Annotated in this window: 16 protein-coding genes; 9 read left to right on the plus strand and 7 right to left on the minus strand. The window is 68.1% G+C overall.

The features are described 5' to 3' along the window. Positions 1-35 precede the first annotated feature (35 nt). From NL241_RS18260 to NL241_RS18275, 4 genes are all read right to left on the minus strand, one after another. Positions 36-353, minus strand: coding sequence for an STAS domain-containing protein (locus tag NL241_RS18260; RefSeq protein ID WP_487695562.1), 318 nt, complete (start codon positions 351-353; stop codon positions 36-38). Next, on the minus strand, positions 350-4,513 hold the full coding sequence (locus NL241_RS18265) for a SpoIIE family protein phosphatase (RefSeq protein ID WP_487695561.1): 4,164 nt from the start codon (positions 4,511-4,513) through the stop codon (positions 350-352). Before NL241_RS18265 ends, NL241_RS18260 begins: the two co-directional genes overlap by 4 nt. 124 nt (positions 4,514-4,637) lie before the next feature. Further along, a complete protein-coding gene (locus NL241_RS18270) occupies positions 4,638-6,506 on the minus strand; it encodes a fatty acyl-AMP ligase (protein ID WP_494394635.1) in 1,869 nt (622 codons plus the stop codon). Between the two features lie 74 nt (positions 6,507-6,580). Next, positions 6,581-7,183, minus strand: coding sequence for a DUF1707 SHOCT-like domain-containing protein (locus tag NL241_RS18275; RefSeq protein WP_487695559.1), 603 nt, complete (start codon positions 7,181-7,183; stop codon positions 6,581-6,583). A gap of 127 nt (positions 7,184-7,310) precedes the next feature. Here NL241_RS18275 and NL241_RS18280 point away from each other — a divergent pair, with 127 nt between their 5' ends. The 4 genes from NL241_RS18280 to NL241_RS18295 all read left to right on the plus strand — a co-directional run bounded on the left by NL241_RS18280 (position 7,311) and on the right by NL241_RS18295 (position 11,624). Further along, positions 7,311-9,689 (plus strand): ATP-binding cassette domain-containing protein, encoded by a 2,379-nt coding sequence (locus NL241_RS18280; RefSeq protein ID WP_494394636.1) that lies wholly within the window; start codon positions 7,311-7,313, stop codon positions 9,687-9,689. A gap of 2 nt (positions 9,690-9,691) precedes the next feature. After that, on the plus strand, positions 9,692-10,414 hold the full coding sequence (locus NL241_RS18285) for a hypothetical protein (protein WP_494394637.1): 723 nt from the start codon (positions 9,692-9,694) through the stop codon (positions 10,412-10,414). Positions 10,415-10,479: 65 nt separating this feature from the next. Then, positions 10,480-11,079 (plus strand): YdcF family protein, encoded by a 600-nt coding sequence (locus NL241_RS18290; protein ID WP_487695553.1) that lies wholly within the window; start codon positions 10,480-10,482, stop codon positions 11,077-11,079. Beyond that, complete coding sequence (locus NL241_RS18295; RefSeq protein WP_487695551.1) at positions 11,079-11,624, plus strand: class I SAM-dependent methyltransferase; 546 nt, start codon at positions 11,079-11,081, stop codon at positions 11,622-11,624. The genes NL241_RS18290 and NL241_RS18295 overlap by 1 nt, the downstream gene beginning before the upstream one ends. A gap of 1 nt (position 11,625) precedes the next feature. Here the strand turns inward: NL241_RS18295 and NL241_RS18300 are convergent, their stop codons facing one another. Both NL241_RS18300 and NL241_RS18305 read right to left on the minus strand, forming a co-directional pair. Next, on the minus strand, positions 11,626-12,393 hold the full coding sequence (locus tag NL241_RS18300; RefSeq protein WP_494394638.1) for a glycoside hydrolase family 16 protein: 768 nt from the start codon (positions 12,391-12,393) through the stop codon (positions 11,626-11,628). Continuing rightward, positions 12,390-13,187, minus strand: coding sequence for an SAM-dependent methyltransferase (locus tag NL241_RS18305; RefSeq protein WP_494394639.1), 798 nt, complete (start codon positions 13,185-13,187; stop codon positions 12,390-12,392). Before NL241_RS18305 ends, NL241_RS18300 begins: the two co-directional genes overlap by 4 nt. 89 nt (positions 13,188-13,276) lie before the next feature. Between NL241_RS18305 and NL241_RS18310 the strand changes: the two genes are divergently transcribed. Genes NL241_RS18310 through NL241_RS18320 form a run of 3 tightly spaced genes read left to right on the plus strand, consistent with a single transcriptional unit; the run spans position 13,277 to position 17,104 of the window. After that, positions 13,277-14,728: an LLM class flavin-dependent oxidoreductase gene (locus tag NL241_RS18310; RefSeq protein WP_494394640.1), complete on the plus strand. Its 1,452-nt coding sequence runs from the start codon at positions 13,277-13,279 to the stop codon at positions 14,726-14,728. A 13-nt stretch (positions 14,729-14,741) separates the two neighbouring features. Next, positions 14,742-15,908, plus strand: coding sequence for an LLM class flavin-dependent oxidoreductase (locus tag NL241_RS18315; RefSeq protein WP_487695545.1), 1,167 nt, complete (start codon positions 14,742-14,744; stop codon positions 15,906-15,908). Continuing rightward, a complete protein-coding gene (locus NL241_RS18320) occupies positions 15,905-17,104 on the plus strand; it encodes an SfnB family sulfur acquisition oxidoreductase (RefSeq protein ID WP_494394641.1) in 1,200 nt (399 codons plus the stop codon). The genes NL241_RS18315 and NL241_RS18320 overlap by 4 nt, the downstream gene beginning before the upstream one ends. Before the next feature lie 9 nt (positions 17,105-17,113). Here the strand turns inward: NL241_RS18320 and NL241_RS18325 are convergent, their stop codons facing one another. Continuing rightward, positions 17,114-18,304 (minus strand): acyl-CoA dehydrogenase family protein, encoded by a 1,191-nt coding sequence (locus tag NL241_RS18325; protein ID WP_494394642.1) that lies wholly within the window; start codon positions 18,302-18,304, stop codon positions 17,114-17,116. 99 nt (positions 18,305-18,403) lie between these two features. Between NL241_RS18325 and NL241_RS18330 the strand changes: the two genes are divergently transcribed. Together NL241_RS18330 and NL241_RS18335 are read left to right on the plus strand one after the other, a co-directional pair. After that, positions 18,404-19,579: an acyl-CoA dehydrogenase family protein gene (locus tag NL241_RS18330; protein WP_494394643.1), complete on the plus strand. Its 1,176-nt coding sequence runs from the start codon at positions 18,404-18,406 to the stop codon at positions 19,577-19,579. Between the two features lie 58 nt (positions 19,580-19,637). After that, positions 19,638-21,275: a DUF222 domain-containing protein gene (locus NL241_RS18335; RefSeq protein WP_494394644.1), complete on the plus strand. Its 1,638-nt coding sequence runs from the start codon at positions 19,638-19,640 to the stop codon at positions 21,273-21,275.

The raw sequence follows: 21,275 nt of genomic DNA on the forward strand, positions 1-21,275 counted from the left end.
CCGGCCGCACAGCCGAGGACCGAAGAGGCGCGAGGTCAGCCCTGAGCAGGCGGCGGTTCCACTGACGTCAGGTCGGCAAGGCCGCTGATGTTGAGCACCGGGATCAGAATCGGATTGGCGATCACCCGGACGCTGCCACTGCGGTCGAACAGCACGCTGATGGCGCCGCTGTCCAGATACTCGACCGCGCTCAGGTCCACCGTGACCGGCGTCGAATCCACCGCACCGGCGATCGCGGTGTTGAGCGCCTCGGTGAATCTGCCGACATTGCTCAGGTCGATCTCTCCGGTCGCCACCACGGCGAACGTCCCATCGTCTCGACGCCTGGTGTCGAGTGACAGAGGCGTGGTCATGAGCCAATCCTCGCGTACAAGTGGACGGTCGTTCCGCCCTCGTCGGACTGAATGGACACATCATCCATGAGGGCGTGCATCAAGGTCACCCCGCGGCCCCGGGTGATGTCGGCACCCGGGCGGGCGGTCTTCCACATCCCGGTGTCGACGATGGACAGATGCAGCTGGTCGACGAACGCGCTGGCGCTCAACGTGACCAGGCCGCCCGGGCTGTTGCGGTGTCCGTGCTCGATGGCGTTGGCCACCGCCTCGCCCACCGCGATGAGAACGTTCTGGGCCTGCTCCCCTGCGATACCCGCCCGGCCCAGCCAACTCCTGAGCTCACCACGGGTGCGGGCCAGGTGGCTCACATCAGCGGGGAATCCCAGCTGCAGCGGCGCCGGCTGCCGGTAGAGCAGCATCGCGACATCGTCCTGGTAACCGCCATCGGGTGCCAGACGGTCCATGATGCGGCTGGACAGGTCCTCGAGTGCCAGCGCACGACCCTCCTGCACCAGGCCGGCGGCCCGGGTGATCCCATGGTCGAGAGGATCCCGGCGTCGCTCGACCAGCCCGTCGGTATAGAGCAGCAGCGTCGACCGTGCGGGCATCACCACACTGCCCTCCGGCCGTGACCAGTCCTGCCGGACACCGATCGGAATCGTTCGGGCATCCTCCAGCAGCGCGATCCGGCGGTCGGCATGAACCAGGATCGGCGGCGGGTGGCCCGCGCTCGAGTAGACCAGTTCGCCGGTATCCGGTGAGAGCACCGCGCAGAACGCGGTGGTGCACGCCGCACCCGGGAGCCGGGCGGCGAACCGGTCGAGCCCGGCCAGCGCGGCTGCGGGACTCGGCTGCTCCAGCAGCAGCGCCCGGCACGCACTACGCAGTTGGCCCATCACCGTCGCAGCGGTCAGACCGTGACCCACACAATCACCGACGATCAACCCGACCCGGCCATCATCGAGGTCCACCACGTCGTACCAGTCGCCACCGACCTGCAACGGGCTCGATGCCGGCTGGTACCGCACCGCAATTCCCCGGGGCAGCAAATCCGGGCCCAGCATCGCGTGCTGGAGCGCCACCGCGGTCTCGCGCTGCTGATCGAGCTGGTGCACCCGCTGCAGCCCCTGCCCCAGCCGGCCCGCCACCACCGTCAACAGCGTCTGGTCCTCGGGGCTGAGCTTGCGCGGTTCGGACAGCTGGATCCACGCCACCACCACCCCGCGCGGATGGTGCAAGGCGATTCCCGCGTAACCCGGCTCGGCGACGTACGCACTCAGCAGTTCGCCGTCGCGCAGCGCCGTGATCTGGTCGCGCACCCACGAGGGCAGCTCCGGCCATTCCGCGACCTCACCCGAACCCAGCACCACCGGGGTTTCCGCACCGGCGAACACCACTGCGAGCACGTGGTGCGCCTGCCACAGCCCGCACAGCTCCCCAGCCGCCGCGAGCAAGGCCTCGTCCACCGTATCCGCCTGCGCCAGTTGCTGATTCAGCTCGGCGAGGACAGTCTGGCGTTGCACCATGTAGTGCTCAGCGGTGACGTCGCGCAGGGTGCCGACAGTGACCTGGCGGCCGGTGTCGGGGTCGGCGGCGTGGTTGAACGTGAAGGAGACCCACAACCGGTGCCCGTCCCGGTGGGTGACTGGAACCGTGTATTCACCGTGGGGACGGCCCAACAGGCCGGCGAACGCACGGGCCACCTGCTGGTGCGCCTTCTGATCCGTCTCGGCATCCGGCCACCAGGGGTGAATCGCGGGGTACGGCAACCCTTCCGGCCCGTACCCGAGAATCTCACTGAAAGCCGCGTTCATCTCGATGACGGCGCCGTCCTCGTCGCAGACGAAGAACGCCTCCTGCAGGGATTCGACGAGCGCCGTCCGCCACCGTGCGTGATGGTTGCGCAGTCGCGCCAACTCGACGTTGGCCCGCACCCGCGCCAGCAATTCGGCTGCGGCGAAGGGCTTCACGAGGTAGTCGTCGGCGCCGGCGTGCAGGCCTTCGATCGACGCCTCCTGCCCGGCACGCGCCGACAGCAGCAGCACCGGCACCGCCGCGGTGCGCGAATCGGTGCGCAGTGCGGCCACCAACCCCAGACCGTCCAGCCGCGGCATCATGACGTCGCTGACCACGAGGTCGGGCTGGTCCGCACGGATGGTCTCGAGCGCCTCCTGTCCATCCGCGGCCAGCGACACGTCGTATCCGGCACCACCGAGCAGGCGGGCCAGGTACTCGCGCATGTCCGCGTTGTCGTCGGCGATCAGCACACGGGCCGCCGGGCCGGTTGCGCCGGCAGGTGCGTAGGTGGGATCCAGCACCTGCGGACCATCGGGGGCCGCACCGTCAACACCCGAGGGCAGCCACCGCAGCGCCTCATGCACATAAGGGTCCGCCGCCAACGACAGCGCCCTGGTGGCGCTTCCCGGCACGAGTGATCCCGGCGGCAGGTGGGCGCTGCCGAACGGCAGCCGGATGATGAACGTGGTCCCCGCGCCCTCGACGCTCTCGGCGACGATGGTGCCGCCATGCAGGTTCACCAGTTCCCTGACCAACGCCAAGCCGATCCCGCTGCCCTCGTTGGACCGGGCTCGTGCGTTCTCGATCCGGTGGAACCGTTCGAACAGCCGGGGCTGCTCGGCCAGGGGTACACCGATCCCGGTGTCCGCCACCGTGATCACAGCGTTGGCCGCGTCCCGGCGGACACTGACGGTGATGGAACCGTCGAAGGTGAACTTCAACGCGTTGGACAACAGGTTGAGCACCACCTTCTCCCACATGTCGCGGTCGAGGTACACCGGGTCGTCGAGGGGATCGCAGTCGACCACCAGCTCGAGGCCGGCGCGGTCGATCGCCGAGCGGAAGACGCTGGCCAGCTCGGCGGTCACGGCCGCCAGGTCCACGGGCTCGAAACTGGCCTGCATGCGCCCGGCCTCGATGCGGGAGAAGTCCAGCAGCGTATTGACGAGTTTGGTCAGTCTCAACCCGTTGCGCTGAACGACCTCCAGCTCTCGGCGAGCCGCCTCGTCCGTGCCGTCGACTCTGTCGAGCAGGTCGTTGACCGGGCCCATGATCAGGGTCAGCGGCGTACGGAACTCGTGGCTGATGTTGGAGAAGAAGGTGGTCTTGGCCCGGTCGAGTTCGGCGAGCTCTTCGGCGCGCCGCTGCTGGCTGCGGAAGCTGCGGGCACTGCCGATCTCGGCGGCCAGGTGGCCGGCCACCAATTCGACGAAACCCCGGTACGTCTCGTCGAGCGGGCGGTACCGGTTCAGCGCCGCCACCAGGAAACCCGCCGGCGCGGTGCCCTGCTGCAACAGCGGAACCATCAACGCCTGCAAGGGTGGTTCGTCCCACTCGCCTGAGGGCAGCTCGGTGAACAGTTCACCGTCGAGGTCCACCACCACACTCTCACCGTGCCTGACCGCCTCGACCGGCCAGGGGTCGGCGTCCCCGGAGGCCAGCAGTTCGGGCGCCGCCGGGTGGCCGGCTGCGATACCGCTGGCGGCCGCGAGTCGGGCGCCCTCGTCGTCGAACAGGTAGGTCAAGGTGAAGGGAAGGTCGCGCAGATTGAGCCCGAGCCGCCGCGCCGCCGCGGCGAGCATCTCCTCTTCGGAGATCATCACGCTGGGTTCGGCGCCCAGGTCCCGCAGCGTCGTCATCCGGCGCTCGCTGATGACCCGCTCGGTGTCCTCGCTGACCACGCAGAGGAAACCCACCACCTGCCCGGCGTCGTCGCGTAACGGGCTGTAGGAGAAGGTGTGGTAGGACTCCTCGGTGTATCCCGAGCGCTGCAGGAACAGCAGTAGCGCGGCATCCCAGGTGGCTTGCTCGGTGGCCAGCACCCGTTCGATGCGCGGACCGATGTCACCCCAGATCTCGGCCCAGACCTCCCGGGCCGGCCGGCCCAGCGCCCACGGATACTTGCTGGCCAGGGTGTCCCGCCGGTAGGCGTCGTTGCAGAAGAACGTGAGCTCCGGCCCCCACGCCATCCACATGGAGAACCGCGACGACAACAGGATGCTGACGGCGGTCTGCAGACTCTGCGGCCATTGCGCCGGCGGCCCGAGCGGCGTCTGCGCCCAGTCCACCCGGGCAAGGTCGCCGCCGACTGCGGGGTCGGCACCGAACACCGCAGCATCGGTCGGGCTCGACGGCAGCGGATCAGTCCCCGCTGAGCTCACCTGGCCATCCTCTCGGGGAAGCGTCTGGACTCTCCTCTAGGCGGTCGGTCCGATCCACCATGCCCGTCTGCTGGAGCGTTGTGAGGTGTCACGAAATATACGTCACCCGTCCAGCGGACAACGGTCACTCGGGGGCGCACACGCCGGGGGTACCCCAGGTGCCCGCGAGATAGTCAGCGCGGCACGCACGCCGAGCCAACTTGCCACTGGTGGTGCGCGGGAGGGCGCCGGCGGGTACCAGCCGCACGTCGACCTCGGGTACCGCGTAGTCCGCCATGATCGCGGCACGGACCGCCCGCAGCGCCGGTGCGGCGTCGGCACGAGCGGTGCCGGCGGCCCGTTCGGCGACCACGACCAGGTGCTGCCCGGCGTCGCCGGCCGGTACCGCGAACGCGGCGGCGTACCCCCGCCGAACCATCGCCGAGGCATCGGCCGCGGTGCCCTCCACATGCTGCGGGTAGATCTGGCGACCGTCGATCGTCATCACATCGGCACCGCGGCCGGTGACGTAGAGCTGGCCGTCGCGGTACACCCCGAGGTCACCGGTGCGCAACCACCTGGCCCCTGCCGGCGCCCCTCCGGCGTGGCTGCCCTCGTCGAGAACCCCCCGCAGTTCGGCGTTGAATGTGGCGGCTGTCTCGCTCGGCCTGTTCCAGTAACCACGGCCGACGTTGTTGCCGTGCAGCCAGATCTCCCCCACCTCACCGTCGGGAACCTCACGCGCACTGGCGGTGTCGACGATCACCGCCCACTGGCTGCGCGCCACACGGCCGCAGGCGACGTGCGCGACCGCGTGCGGGTCTCCCGCGGGGACAACCTCGACCCGGCCGGTTTCCAGGGCTCGCCGGTCGAAGTAGGTCACCGTGGGCTCATCGGCAGGCCCGATGGTCGAGACGAACAGCGTCGCCTCGGCGATGCCGTAGGACGGTTTGAACGCCGTGCGCGGCAGACCGAACGGCGCGAATGCGGTGGTGAACTCCTCGATGGCTTCGACGCTCACCGGTTCGGATCCGATGATCAGCACCACCTTCGCGAGGTCGATCTTCTCGGGGTCGGTGTCGGACCCGGGATCGGGCCGGCCGCGCTGGGCGGCCCACTGGTAGGCGAAGTTCGGTGCGGCGGTGACCACCCGGGCGTCGCGGGACTCGGCGGCCAGGGCGTTGATCCAGCGCAGCGGCCGGCGCAGGAACGCCGTCGGTGACATCAGCGTGGAGTGCCCGCCGTAGACCGCTGGGAAGCCGATCATGGACAGGCCCATGTCGTGGTAGAGCGGTAACCAGCTGACACCGTGGGTGTTCCGGTCCAGGAGATCGATCGAGAGGATCATCTGGAGCAGGTTGGTGCCCACCGCACGGTGGGTGATCTCCACGCCGACCGGAGGGCGGGTGGACCCCGAGGTGTACTGCAGATGTGAGATGTCGTCCACGTCGATCTCGATGTGCGCGAACGAGTCTCCTTCCTCGTCGGGAATCTGGTCGACGGCCACCACCTGCGGTCGTTCCTCGGGTGCGAGTGACCTGTGCAAGAACTCGGTGACCGAGGCGGCAGCCGCGGTGGTGGTGAGGACCACGGTCGGCCGGGCATCCCGCAAGGCGGTGTCGAGTCGTTCTGCGTGGCCGGGAAGCTCGGGCGCGAACAAGGGCACCGCGATGTTGCCCGCCTTGACCGTGGCGAAGAACGCGGCGACGTAGTCGACCCCCTGTGGCGCGAGAATGGCCACCCGTTCGCCGCGGCCGGTGAGCCGCTGCACACGAGCGGCGATGGCACGCAACCGTTCACCGAGCTGGGCCCAGGTCAATTCGTGGGCATGTCCGTCCTCGGAGACGGTGTAGTCCAGATATCGGTAGGCGACCGAGTCCCCGACATTGGCGATGTTGCGCTCGATCAGCGACAGCAGGGTGACACCGGGAGGCAACACGATGCCGCCGTCGGCATCCAGACACTCCTCGACGCGCAGCAGCCCCGGGGGCGCTTGATAGGTACCGCGATACACACCGGCCAGTCTAGAGACGCACGCCCCTGTGACCGGTACCACGCGCGATTGCCCACGCGCGCAAGGTCATTCACTCATCCCAGGTTCCTGCGGAACCACGCACCGAACGGATGCTTGACGGTGAGCGCGCCGAACCTAACCTTGCCCCGCACCACAATGTGCACCCGCCCGGCGGGAGGAGCCGAACCCACCCGGGAGCCGGCGCTGCTGCCAAGGCATTGCAGGCCGTTGAGGTCGGCGGTGAAATCGTCGGGCACCACGATGTCGGTACTACTGCAGATGTCGTCGATCTCGAGTGTCAAGACCGGAGTCCGGATCTCCGCCTTCGTGAAGTCCAGTACCACGTTGGAGAACCGGGACCGCACCGCCACCCGTTCGGGCACCTGCCAGCGGCCGCTGCGATTGATCGAGGACATGGTGACCTTCAGCGGCAACGCCTCCGCTGACGACGGGACCGGGATCAAGGACTGTGGGCCGGGCGGACCGACCGGGAGTTCCATACCCGGCAGATCCTCCACCAGCACCCCGAGTTCGCCTCGGGTCCTGGCCGCCATCGCGGCGCCCATTCGGTCACTGAACTCGTCGAGGGTGATCATGCCCTCACCGACAGCTCGCTGCAACAGACCCGCCACGTGCTCACGCTCGGCATTGCCCACCCGATAATCGCGTGCGTCCACAGCGCCCAGGGTATCGACTCGTTTGCAACACCTGTGACACGATCGTGCTCGCGACCGAGGACCTCGACAGCGCCTTCGAGCCGCTGCAGGCCGATTCCGCCGAGAACGTCCAGGAGCGACCCTGACCATGGGAACACCCGCCGACAGCCATGACCTGATCAGGGTCACCGGCGCCCGCGAGAACAACCTCAAAGACGTCAGCATCGAATTACCGAAACGCCGGCTCACGGTCTTCACCGGAGTGTCCGGTTCCGGGAAGAGCTCGTTGGTGTTCAGCACCATCGCCGCCGAATCGCAGCGGCTGGTCAACGAGACCTACAGCGCATTCGTGCAGGGATTCATGCCGACGTTGGCACGCCCGGACGTCGACGTCCTCGAGGGGTTGACGACGGCCATCATCGTCGATCAGCAGCGGATGGGTGCCGATCCGCGCTCCACCGTGGGCACCGCCACCGACGTCGGGGCCATGCTCAGGATCCTGTTCAGCCGGTTGGGCACGCCGCATATCGGTTCCCCACAGGCGTTCTCGTTCAACGTGGCCTCTGTCAGCGGTGCCGGTGCGGTGACGTTCGAACGGGGCGGCAGGACGGTCAGGGAACGGCGCGATTTCGCCATCACCGGTGGTATGTGCCCGCGCTGCGAAGGTCGCGGTTCGGTCTCGGACATCAACCTGGCGGCCCTGTACGACGACACGAAGTCGTTGAACGAGGGCGCACTGACCATCCCCGGTTTCACCATGGAAGGCTGGTATGGCCGGATCTTCAACGGCTGCGGCTTCTTCGACTGCGACAAGCCGATCAACACCTTCACCGCGAAGGAACTGGACGCCCTGCTGCACAAAGAGGCGACCAAGCTCAAGATCGACGGCGTCAACCTCACCTACCTGGGGCTGATCCCGCAGATCAGAAAGTCCTACCTGAGCAAGGACGTCGAGGCCATGCAGCCTCATGTCCGGGCGTTCGTCGAACGGGCGGTCACCTTCACCACCTGCCCCGACTGCGACGGCACCCGCCTGACCGAGGAAGCCCGGTCCTCGACCGTCAACGGCAGGAACATCGCCGAATTGTGTGCCATGCAGATCAGCGACCTGGCGAACTGGGTCACCGATCTGGCCTCGGGTGAAGGGGTGTCCTCGGTGGCACCGCTGTTGGGCTCGCTGCAGCACACGTTGGACTCGTTCGTCGAGATCGGGCTCGGCTACCTGGCCCTGGAGCGGCCGTCGGGCACGTTGTCGGGCGGAGAAGCTCAGCGCGTCAAGATGATTCGTCATCTCGGTTCCGCGCTCACCGATGTCACCTACGTCTTCGACGAACCGACCATCGGGCTGCACCCCCATGACATCGCCCGGATGAACGATCTGCTGCTGCAGTTACGCGACAAAGGCAACACTGTGCTGGTCGTCGAACACAAACCGGAAGCGATCATGATCGCCGACCACATCGTGGACCTGGGCCCCGGCGCAGGTACCGAAGGCGGCCAGGTGGTGTTCGAGGGCACCATCGAGGAGCTTCGCAGCAGTGGGACGCTGACCGGTCGGCATCTCGACGACCGCGCCGCGCTCAAGGAACAGGTCCGCGCCTCGTCCGGAGCATTCCAGATACGCGGCGCCGACACCCACAACCTGCGCGATGTCGACGTGGACATCCCACTCGGCGTGCTGGTGGTGGTCACCGGGGTGGCCGGTTCGGGCAAGAGCTCGCTGATCGGTGGGTCGGTCGCCGGACGCGACGGTGTGGTGACCGTCGACCAGACCCCGATCCGTGGTTCCCGGCGGAGCAACCCGGCCACCTACACCGGGCTGCTCGACCCGATCCGCAAGGCGTTCGCCAAGGCCAACGGCGTCAAACCCGCGCTGTTCAGCTCCAATTCCGAAGGCGCATGCCCGAATTGCAACGGCGCCGGGGTCACCTACACCGATCTGGGGATCCTGGCCGGGGTCGCCAGCACCTGCGAGGTGTGCGAAGGCCGTCGCTTCGACGCGTCGGTGTTGGAGTACCGGTTGGCCGGGCGCGACATCAGCGAGGTCCTCGCGATGTCGGTGGTCGATGCGGGCGGATTCTTCACCGAGGGTGACTCTCGGACTCCCGCGGCACACAAGATCCTGGCCAACCTCGCCGACGTCGGTCTGGGTTACCTGAGTTTGGGCCAGCCCCTGACCACGTTGTCCGGCGGCGAGCGACAGCGGCTCAAACTGGCCACCCGGCTCAGCGACAAGGGCGCCGACACGAGCGCGATCTACCTCCTGGACGAGCCGACCTCAGGCCTGCACCTGGCCGACGTCGACGAACTGCTGGGCCTGTTGGACCGCCTGGTCGACGCCGGCAAATCCGTCATCGTGATCGAGCACCACCAGGCCGTGATGGCACACGCCGACTGGATCATCGATCTGGGCCCGGGCGCCGGGCACGACGGTGGCCGGGTGGTGTTCGAGGGCACTCCCGCCGATCTCGTCACCGACCGTTCCACCGTGACCGGCGAGCACCTGGCCGCCTACGTCGGCGCCTGAACGTGACACGCACCAGCCCGGAAGGCGACCAGATCCAACTGGCGGCTGATCACGTGAGGTCGACGGTCGATCAACTCGAGCGGCGGATCCACGCCCGTTTCGGGGAGCGGGGGCTGACCAAAGCGGCGCGCGACCTGGGCAACCTGGTGGAACTGGTGCGCAACGAGGCCGGCCAGTCGCGCCAGCGACTTCGCCGCATGACGGTCACCGCCCGGTTCGCCAGCATCGTCATCGTCGCCGCCACCGTGATCGCCATGGTCTTCGGCCTGCGTACCGCCGTGCTCGACGGCCTGGCGCACACCTCCGACTGGGTGCCGCTGGTGGAAAGCGTGATCAACGACCTGGTGTTCGCCGCGATCGCGGTGGTGTTCCTGTGGGCGTTCCCCGAGCGTCTGGAGCGCCGCTCGCTGTTGCGGGTGCTGCACCGGCTGCGCTCACTGGCCCACGTGATCGACATGCACCAGCTCTCCAAGGACCCCGAGCAGGCCAGCCCCACGTACACACCCACCGCGCAGAGTGTGCGCCACGGTCTCGACGCCGACCAGCTTCACCATTACCTGAACTACTGCTCGGAGATGCTGAGTCTCACCGCCAAGACCGCTGCCCTGTGCGCTGAGCACAGCACCGACAGCGTGGTCCTGGAGACGGTCTCCACCATCGAGACGCTGACCACGGAACTGTCGAACAAGATCTGGCAGAAGATCTCGCTGCTACCCCGCTCGTGACCCGTCCGTAACATCCGCCCCTGCCGTCACGACAGTTTACGAAGACGACAGTTACGGAGGATGACGTGCGCACAACACGGCTCAGGCGTTGCAGGACCCTGCTCGGCGCCGTCACCCTGGCCCTGGCCGTCGCACTCGGCGGGCACACCGCGGCACCGGCGCAGGCCGATCCCCCCGCTCTGGCGCCGGCAGGAAAGGATTTCACCAGACCGGCGATCGTCATCCTCGGTTACGGCCTCGAACCGGACGGCAGGATGCGCCCCATCCTGCGCACCCGCGTGCTCACCGGCCTGACGGTGGCACAGTTCTTTCCGCAATCCCCGATCATCGTGACCGGCGGGAACCCGAAGAACGGCCGCACCGAAGCCGGCCAGATGCGAAACATGCTGACGCTGTTGGGCTTTCCCGCCAACCGGATCATCGTCGAGGACCGGGCCAACAGCACCGTGCAGAACGCCCAGTTCTCGGTGCCGCTGGCCAAGCAGGCAGGTACATCGGGCATCATCCTGGTGACCTCGTCCACCCACCAGGACCGCGCCGACGGCAACTTCGCCGATGCCGGCGGCAATGTGCTGGCCACGGTGAGCTATCCCGACGGCGACCCCTCGGTCAATGCCGTCCAGTTCGCCCGCGATGTGATGAGCCCCTTCCTCAGCATCAGCTGATGTCCGCCGCGGACGGCCGACGCTGGGATCAGCGGTACGCGCAACTGTCGCGCCCGACACCGGCCGAGGTGAGCCTGCCAGCGGTGTTCGCCCCGTATGCCGCCGAGTTTCCATCGCACGGTCATGCGCTCGAACTGGCCTGTGGGCGTGGCCTGAGCTCAGTCTGGCTGGCGGTGCGCGGCATGACGGTCACCGGCGTCGACGTCTCCGCGGTGGCCCTCGCACAGGCCCGTGACCTGGCCGCCGAGTGCGGAGTCGGCGAACGCTGCACCTTCACCGAAGCCGACCTCGACGGCGGGCTGCCCGCGGGTCCTCGAGCGAATGTGGTTGTCTGCCACAAGTTCCGCGACTCCCGGTTGGACGGTGCGATCGTAGCGCGACTGGCGCCCGGCGGTCTGCTGGCGATCAGCGCGCTCAGCGCGGCGGGCACCGAGACCACGCCGTTCCGGGTGCGCGCCGGCGAATTGGAACAGGCCTTCGCCGAGCTGAACGTACTCGCCACCGGTGTCAGCGACGGCACCGCCTGGATGCTGGCGCGCGCCTGACTCAGCCTCGCACCACGGTGCCGGGCCCGAGGCCCGATCCGCTGACCTCCGACACCCTCAGGTGCGGCACCGCCGGGTCACCAGACCCGTCAGGGAAGTCGAAGACCGCCAGGAACAACAACATCGGGTAGTCCGGCGCCTGGTCAGCCGTTCTGGTGACGGTGCCGTCGATGCTGAACTGCACCTGGCCTGGGCTCCAGTCGACGGCGTAGGTGTGCTCGTCGGCGATATCGAGATCACGGGTCGGGGCGGAGAAGTCCTCACGCAGCGCAGGGTCACGGAACCGGTGAATCCCCTGCCCGACCGCGGCGCGGCCGTCGACGACCGTGTTGCCGAACACCTCCATGAGGCAGATCTCGCCGCAGCGTTCCGGTGTGTCCTCCAGGCCCACCATCCACGCCGAGAACATCGAGGTGGGTGTCAGCGTGGCCGAACACGTCACCGCGACCCGGCCATAGTGGGGTGCGAAACCCAGCACAGTGGGCTGCGCCTCCTGCACCACCTGCCCGTCCCGGAACGGCTGCGGCGCATCGGTGGACCCGACGGGTCCCGACCGGTTGACGCTCTGAAAGCCGGAGACCCGCAACGGGGTTGGGTGCAGATCGGCACACCACAACGGATGATCTTCCGGTATGTACAAGTCGAGCCCTTCCGGCCCGGTGGTGTAGGCAGCCGCAGCCTCTGCCCGTGAACTCCAGGCCGGCAGGTACGCCGTGGTCCACACGTCTGCGTCGAGCTCATGAAACCGGTCACGGAATGCGCGCGTCACTTGTGGGCCTCCACGAAGTAGCCGCGGGGCACACCTGGTACGTCCATCGGCACCACCGACGCGAACCACCGGTTCCAGCGGTTGCCCACCTCCGCGATGTCGAACACCTGTGCTCGCCACCCTCGCTGCTCGGCGAGCGCACCAGGTGTGTCGGAACCGAACAGCCACGGCGAGCCTTGTGCCGCCATCGTTTTCAACAACGGCGTCATGACCGGCGCCTCCAGCAGCGTCTGGCCGACGACGTCGTACAGCAGCGTGGAACCCGGCGCGGTCAAGGCGTCGATACGGTCGAACAGCGTCTGCACCGCCGGCTCGGCGAGATACTGCAGCAGCCCTTCGATCAGCCACACACTCGGTGTCTGCGGATCAAAACCGGTGCCGGGCAGCGCGGTTGTCCAGGCGTCGTCGGTGAGGTCCGCCTCGAGGGTCACCCGCCGGGCGCGCGGTGTCGCACCGGCGAGTGCGCCGGCTTTGGCCGCGATGACTGTGCCGTCGGGCCAGTCCAGCCGGTAAGCTCTGGCATCCATTCCGGCCGCGCACAGCACCACCTGAGGCGCGGTGGGCACCGCACGCAGCAGCGCCTCGTCCCAGAACCGGGTGCGCACCACGATCTGCAGGGTGGACTGCTCACCGGACTGCGCCAGCGCCGCCTCGAGCATCTGCCGGCCCGCCGGACCGGCGAGACGTTCGGCATACGGATCGCTGAACAGCGGATCGGCACGCAGGCTTTCGCGTGCGCGGATGGCAGCGACGAGCAGGCCCGTACCTGCGACAGCCTGTTCTACTGAGTCCATGAGAGCAGTGTGACGTACCGCACCGACATTTCGAATCGTGGTGAAGCAAAGGCGTGCCCAACGGGTGCAGGCCGTCGAAGATGCTGCCAGTGACCCGCACTATTCGCTTCAACGCGTTCGACATGAACTGCGTGGCCCACCAGTCCCCCGGCCTCTGGCGGCACCCCGATGACCGCTCCGCGAGTTACAAAGACCTGACGTACTGGACCGAGTTGGCGAAGCTCTTGGAGCGGGGCCGCTTCGACGGCCTGTTCATCGCCGACGTGCTGGGCACCTACGACATCTACGGGGCCAGCGACGAGGCCGCGATCCGGCAGGCCGCCCAGGTGCCGGTCAACGACCCCCTGATGCTGGTCTCGGCCATGGCCTATGTCACCGAACACCTCGGTTTCGGCATCACCACCGGGACCGGCTTCGAGCACCCCTACCCGTTCGCGCGACGGGTGTCGACGCTGGATCACCTGACCAAGGGCCGCGTCGGCTGGAACGTCGTCACCGGCTACCTCCCTGCTGCGGCCCGCAACATGGGGCAGACCGACCAGCCGGCCCACGATGCCCGCTACGACCACGCCGACGAGTACCTCGAGGTGCTCTACAAGCTGTGGGAAGGGTCGTGGGAGGACGACGCGGTGATCCGAGACCGCGAACGTGGTGTCTTCACCGACCCGGACAAGGTGCACCACATCGGCCACGAGGGCCAGCATTTCAGCGTGCCGGGCATCCACCTGTCGGAGCCGTCGCCGCAGCGCACGCCGGTGATCTTCCAGGCCGGGGCCTCGCCGCGCGGGGTCCGGTTCGCCGCCGAGAACGCCGAGGCGATCTTCACCGCCGCGCCCACCAAGGCGATTCTGCGCGAGAACGTCAGCACCATCCGCCGCGAGCTCGAACTGGCCGGCCGCGACCCGTACGCGGCGAAGATCTTCAACCTCTCGACCGTGATCACCGCCGAGAACGACGAAGCAGCGCACGCCAAGCACGCCGAATACCTGTCCTACGGCGACCCCGAAGGCGCGTTGACCTTCATGTCCGGCTGGATGGGTGTCGACCTGTCGCGGTACGGCCTCGATGAACCGATCGGCAACGTCGACTCCAACGCCATCCTGTCGGCGGTCAAGGCGTTCCAGTCCGCCGATCCCGACGGCGGCGAATGGGCCGTCAACGACATCGCCAACTGGGGCAAGATCGGCGGCATCGGCCCGCGGTTCGTCGGCTCCGGCGAGCGGATCGCCGATCTGCTGCAGGAATGGGTGGACGAGACCGACGTCGACGGCTTCAACCTGGCTTATGCAATCTCGCCCGGGTCGTTCGCCGATTTCATCGACCACGTGGTGCCGGTGCTCACCGAGCGCGGCGCCTATCAGACGGAGTACGCGCCCGGGTCGTTGCGCAACAAGCTGTTCGGCCGTGGCGACCGGCTGCCCGAGGAACACCGGGGGGCGAGTTACCGCGTCGGCGGACCCAACTCGACCATCATCGAGCGGCCGTCGACGGTCCCGTCGTCCTCGGCATCGGTAGCCTCGCAACCGAACGCCGCACGCTGAGAGAAAGACGATCATGTCTGTGAAACTGCACTGGTTCCTGCCCACCTACGGCGACAGCCGGCTCATCGTCGGCGGCGGCCACGGTCTGCCCGCAGGTACCGCGCACAGCGACCGCGACGCGTCGATCGACTACCTGGCCAACATCGTGCGCAGTGCGGAGTCGTTCGGCTTCACCGGGGCGTTGATCCCCACCGGCGCCTGGTGTGAGGACGCCTTCGTGACGGCGGCCCTGCTGGCGCGGGAGACGACGTCGCTGGCCTTCCTGGTGGCCTTCCGCCCCGGCCTGGTGAGCCCCACCCTGTCGGCGCAGATGGCCGCCACCTTCGCCCGCCACGCCCCCGGCCGCATCCTGCTCAACGTCGTCGTCGGCGGCGAAGCCCACGAGCAGCGGTCCTTCGGTGACTACCTGGACAAGGACGCCCGCTACGAGCGCTGCGACGAATTCCTCGACGTCGTGCGGCGGCTCTGGGCCGGCGAGACCGTCACCAAGGACGGCAAGTACATCAGCGTCGACGAAGCCGCGCTGGCTTTGCCGCCGAATCCGGTGCCGCCGCTGTACTTCGGCGGCAGCTCGGCCGCTGCGGGCCCGGTGGCGGCCAAACACTCCGACGTCTACCTGACCTGGGGTGAGCCGCCGGAAGCCGTCCAGCAGAAGATCGAGTGGATCCGCAAGCTGGCCGCCGACGAGGGTCGCACCGTGCGTTTCGGCATCCGTTTGCACACCATCTCGCGCGATCATGCCGACGAGGCGTGGACACAGGCGGGCCGGCTGCTGGACGCCCTGGACGAGGAAACGGTCCGCAAGACCCAGGAAGGCTTGGCGCGCAGCCAGTCCGAAGGCCAGAAGCGGATGCTGGCGCTGCACGAAGCCAACCGCGCCAACGGCACCTGGAACGACGCCCGCAGCCTGGAAATCGCCCCGAACCTGTGGGCCGGGGTGGGCCTGGTCCGTGGCGGTGCGGGCACCGCGCTGGTGGGCAGTCACACCGACGTGGCCGACCGGATTGCCGAGTACGCCGAGATCGGGATCGACGAGTTCATCTTCTCCGGCTACCCGCACCTGGAGGAGCTGTACTGGTTCGGCGAAGGCGTGGTGCCGATCCTGCGTGAGCGTGGCCTCTTCGAGGGCGAAGGTGGCGGCGCCGCCCCGGCCTCCATACCGTTCGTCGGGTCGCGGTGACCATCGCATCGGCCACCGACGCCCTGCGCGTCGCGGCGGAGCTGTCAGAGTCCTTCGCCGCCGAGGCTGCGGCGCGCGATGCCGACCGGCTGCTGCCGCATGACCAGGTCAAGGCCCTCAAAGACTCCGGATTGCTGGCGTTGTCGGTGCCCGCCGAGTACGGCGGGCTCGACGCACCGGCCGCGGTGGTGGCCGAGGTGTTCCGGCTGATCGGGCACGCCGACGGGTCGCTGGCCCAGATTCCGCACTCGCACTACACGTTCCTGGAAGCGCTGCGCTCACAGGGCACCGACGAGCAGAAAGCGTTCTTCTACGGCCTGGTGCGCGAGGGTGCGCTGTTTGCCAATGCGCAGTCCGAGCGTGGCCCGCATCCCATCGATGTCGACACCACCACCCTGGTGCAGCAGCCCGGTGGCGACTATGTGCTCAGCGGCCGCAAGTTCTATTCCACCGGAGCACTTTTCGCCGACTGGGTGATCGTCCGGGCGTCACTGTCCGATGGAAGCGGTGAGGTGCCCACGTCGTCGACGCCGAAAGCGATCGCGTTCGTACCCCGCGACGTCGACGGTCTGGAGATCGTGGACGACTGGGACGGCATGGGGCAGCGGACCACCGCTTCCGGCACGGTGACCCTGGACGAGGTCCAGGTTCCCGCAGCACACGTGGTCCCGTTCTCCCCCATCTTCTCGCAGCCCACGGTGTACGGGGCCCACGCCCAATTACTGCATGCCGCAATGGATGTCGGCATCGCCACCGGCGCCCTGGAGGAGGGTGTCCGGCAGGCCGCCAAGGCCCGGCCGCACTTCGAGGCCAAGGTGCCCTCCTCGGCCGAGGATCCCACCGTGGTCAACATCGCCGGCGAGCTGACCGTCACGGTCCGCGGTGCGCAGGCCTTGCTTGCCGAGGCCGCGCGCCAGGTGGATGCCGCCCGCGCCGATCTCGACGAGGACACCAGTGCCGCTGCGTCGATCGCCGTGGCGGTGGCCAAAGTGGCCGCGGTGCGGGCATCTCTGGAGGCGACGTCGGTGCTGTTCGACCTCGGTGGCACCCGCAGCGCCTCGGGCAGCGCGAACCTGTCCCGCTACTGGCGTGATGCCCGCACCCACACGCTGCACGACCCGAGCCGCTGGAAGCTGCAACACATCGGCCGCTACACGCTGTCAGGGACCAGGCCGCCGCGCCACGGGCAGCTCTGACTCCGGGAGTCAGGTGTAGAGCGTGATCGGCTGGACGTCGCCGGTCAGGTAGTGCGCACCGATTTCGAGCTTCTTGTAGTCGACCGGATCGTGCAACGAATGCGTCCGGATGTTGCGCCAGAACAGGTCCAGGCCCACCTCGGACTTCGCTGAGCTGGAGCCGGTGACCTCGAACACCCGGTGCGCCACCTCCAAAGCGGTCTCGGTGGTCACCACTTTCGCGTGGGCGATCCCGATCTCGACCTCGGCGCGGTCGGCGGCAGTGACCTGCTCCCCGCGAGCGATCACCTGGTCGAACCGATGATTCCAGCGGTCGGTCAGCGCTTCGGCGGCGGCGGTCTTGGCCAGGAGTTCACCGAAAACCCGCTGCACGAACGGATCTCGGGAGTAATGCTCGACATCGCTGAGCAGCCAGGCACCGCGGCGGGCCAGGGTCAGCTCCCGCGCCCGTTGCAGCGCGCCCTCGGCGATCCCGAGGTAGAGGTTCGCGAAACCGAGCTGCACGCCGGGAGTCACCAGAGTGGAGTACGGCTCGTCGGCGACCTCGCCGAGGATGTCCTCGGCGGTGACGAGGACATCGGTGAAACGCACGCTGCCGCTCGCGGACAGCCGCTGCCCCAGCGCATCCCAGTCGCCGAGGTAGTCGACGCTGGTGCGGTCGTGCTCGAGGACGGAGGCGAGCACCCTGTCGGTCTCGAGCGCCATCACCAACGTCACGTCACCGGTCGAGGCGCCCGTGGAGAAACGTTTGGTTCCGTTGAGGCGGTAGCCGCCGTCGACGGCGGTGAGTGTCAGATCGGGGTCGACGGGATTCACCGAGTCACCCCACAGCCAGTTGCCGTCGGCCGAGGCGGTGAACCAGTGCTCCCAGCGGGACGGCTCACCGAAAAAGACGATGCTGGCGTGGTTGCAGTAGTGGTAACTCAGGATCTGGGCGATGGACGCGTCGGTGCGGGCCAGGATGCGAACGGCGCGCAACGCGCTGGACCAGTGCCCTCCCCCGCCGCCGTATTGCGCCGGGATCAGCAAGTTGGCCAGCCCGGATTCCTTGAGCAGTTTCAGTTCTGCGGTGGGCTCTTGGTTGGCGCGGTCCCTGGCCAGGGCGTCCTGCCCGAGGGTGCGCCCCACCTCGGCGGCCACCGCGTCCCAGTGGGCGGTTTCGGCCTCATCCAACGGTGCAGTCCAGGGTGTACGCGACATGAGCGGAGAGCCTAAGGGTGACGGCCCGGATTCCGGCGAGTTGTACTCTGCGCGAACTTAACCGGGGCCGGTGGTGCACGCGCTGATTGAATGACGGCCGTGACCGACAATGTGCGTGCGGAATGGGCCGCGATCATCTCGGAGACGGTCGGCGATGTGGTGCACCGCGAACTCACCCGCGAGTTGCCGGCCGATGTGCTGGCCACGCTGAAGCGGGCGGGTGTGGGTGCGTTGCGGGTGCCGGTGGAGTTCGGCGGCCGGGGGCTCGCATGGGCCGAGATCATCCCGATCTGGATCGACCTCGCCGCCGCGGACGCCAACCTCACCCAGGCGCTGCGCGGGCACTTCACCTTTGTCGAGGACACGCTGTTCCGGCACCGGCGCGGACATGATCAGCGCCGGTGGTTCGAACGCTTCGTCGCGGGTGAGGTCGCGGGCAACGCGTGGACGGAAACGGGGTCGACGGCGATCGGCGACGTGGAGACGACGCTGCAGCCGGCCGGAGATCACTACCTGCTCAACGGGCGCAAGTTCTACACCACCGGAACGATTTTCGCTGAATGGGCCGATGTGTACGCACGCGTGGACACCACCCACGTGGTGGCGCTGGTGGACACCCGCCAGCCGGGCGTGACCGTGCACGATGACTGGGACGGCTTCGGCCAGCGCGGCACCGGCAGCGGCACCACAGAGTTCCACGATGCGCGCGTCGAATCCGACGACGTGCTGCCGTTCGCCGACCGGCACCCGTATCAGACGGCGCTCTACCAGGTGAATCTGATTGCCACCCTCGCCGGAATCGCCCGCGCTGTCCATCGTGACGTGGTGGCCGAGGTGCAGGCGCGCACCCGGAACTACTCCCACGCCAACGCCTCCCGGGTTCGCGATGACCCGCAGGTTCTCGGTCTGGTCGGGCAGCTCTCGGCGGCCGCCTACGCGGCCGAGAGCCTGGCGGTGAGCGCGGCCAAGGCGCTCGACGCGGCGGCCGACGCCACCGAGGCCGAACTGCAGGACGCCACCGAGCGCGCTGAGCTGGAGGCCACCGCCGCACAGATCGCGGTGTCCAAGCTGGTGCTGGACTCGGCCTCGGATCTGTTCGACGCCCTGGGCGCGTCAGCGACCTCGACGGCGCGCGCCCTGGACCGGCACTGGCGCAACGCCCGCACGGTCGCCTCGCACAACCCGCGGCTGTTCAAGGCCCGCGTGCTGGGCGCCTACGACGTCAATGGCACACCGCCGCCGTACGCCTGGTCGATCGGCACGACGACAGCCTGACTGCGGCATGCGTTCGGCACCCACCGAGTTGTCAGTCAACTGTGACATAATCGAACACATGTTCGAGACATTCGATGCGTCTGCGTTACTCAATGAGGTGGAGTGCTCCCGCCTCGATGAGTCGGCGGTGTGGGCGCATCGGATGGCCGCGATCGCCCCGTTGTTGGCGCAGCGCACCGCCGAAGCCCTTGATCAGGCCCTGGCGGAGCCTGACGGTGACCCGGGGTGTGCATTGGTCACCGGCTGCGTGCGCACCGCCGCTGAGGTGGGTCCGGTGTTGGGAGTGCCGCCGGCGGTGGCCACCCGGCTCGTCGGGTACGCCGAAGCCCTCGATGAACGGATGCCGCAGACCTATGGCCTGCTGGCCTCGGGGCGGCTGGACTGGGAATCGACGACAGTCATCTTGAATCGCACCGCCAACGTCACTGCTGCGGCGATCAAGGATCTGGATCGCAACCTCGCCGCGAAGATCGCCACCTGGCAGTGCTGGTCACGCACCCGGCTGCTGGGGGCGGTCGATCGGGCGATCCTGGACCTGGACCCCGACGGCGCCAAGGAACGCCGGGTGAGCGCCGACACCGACCGCCGGGTGAGTGTGAAATCCCTGCCCAACGGGATGGGCGAAGTCCGGGTCTATGCGTCGGCGCCGGCGGTGGCCCGCGTCGAGGCCCGCCTCGATCACATGGCCGCCCTGGTGTGCGCGGCGGATCCGCGCACTCCGGTGCAGCGTCGTGTTGATGCCCTCGACGCGATCGGTGCGGGCAGCTTCGTGTTGGCGTGTGCGTGTGGGCGCGACGACTGCGCGGCCCCGAAACCCGACGCTGCCGCTGCTGCGGGGGCGGGGGTGCGGTTTGTGATCAATGTGATCGCCCCGGCGGCCACCGTGACCGGCGACGGTGACGAGCCCGGCTTCCTGGAGGGTTACGGCGTTGTCGACGCCGACCAGGTCCGTGAGCTGGCCGCTCAGCCCGCCACGGTGCTGCGCGAGGTCGCCGACCCCGACACCCCGACTGTGACCGGTGACGGCACCTCGGTGCTGCTGCGGCACCGTCCCTCGGCTGCCACGAATCGGTGGGTACGCTGCCGGTCCTTGACGTGTTCCTTTCCGTTCTGCAATCGGCCCGCCTGGACCGCGGATCTGGATCACAGCATCGCCTTTGACCATGATCATCCGTTGCGGGGTGGGTGGACGATGAGCGCGAACCTCGATCCGAAATGCCGGCAGCATCACCGGTTGAAGACGTTCCTGACCGGTGACTGTGGTTGGACCACCACGCAATTGGCGGACGGGACGATTGAGTGGACGTCGCCGACGGGGCGCAGTTATCGCTCGACTCCGGATGGGGCGGAGTTGTTCGAGGACATCGCTGCGGCGGGTGCGCCGAAGCCGTGGCCCCGGCCGCGGGATCCCCGCCGGGACAAAGCCAGACGTACGGCGGCGGCGCGGGCCGGGGCGGCGGCCAAACGCGCGGCGAATGCCGAGATCCGGCGGGTCAATCAGGGCCGTGCCAAAGAGATCGCTGACCGTCAGTGGCGCAACGAGATGCGGTTCAAACTCTTCTGGTTCAAAGGCGCACCGTCGACCAGTCCCTGGTGCACCTGGGTCAACGATCCTGACGAAGACGAACACATCAGCGCCGACTGGCGCCCACCCCCACCGACGCAAAAACCCAACGACGGCGAACCACCCTTCTGA

Source organism: Mycolicibacterium sp. SMGY-1XX, from assembly GCF_059132455.1.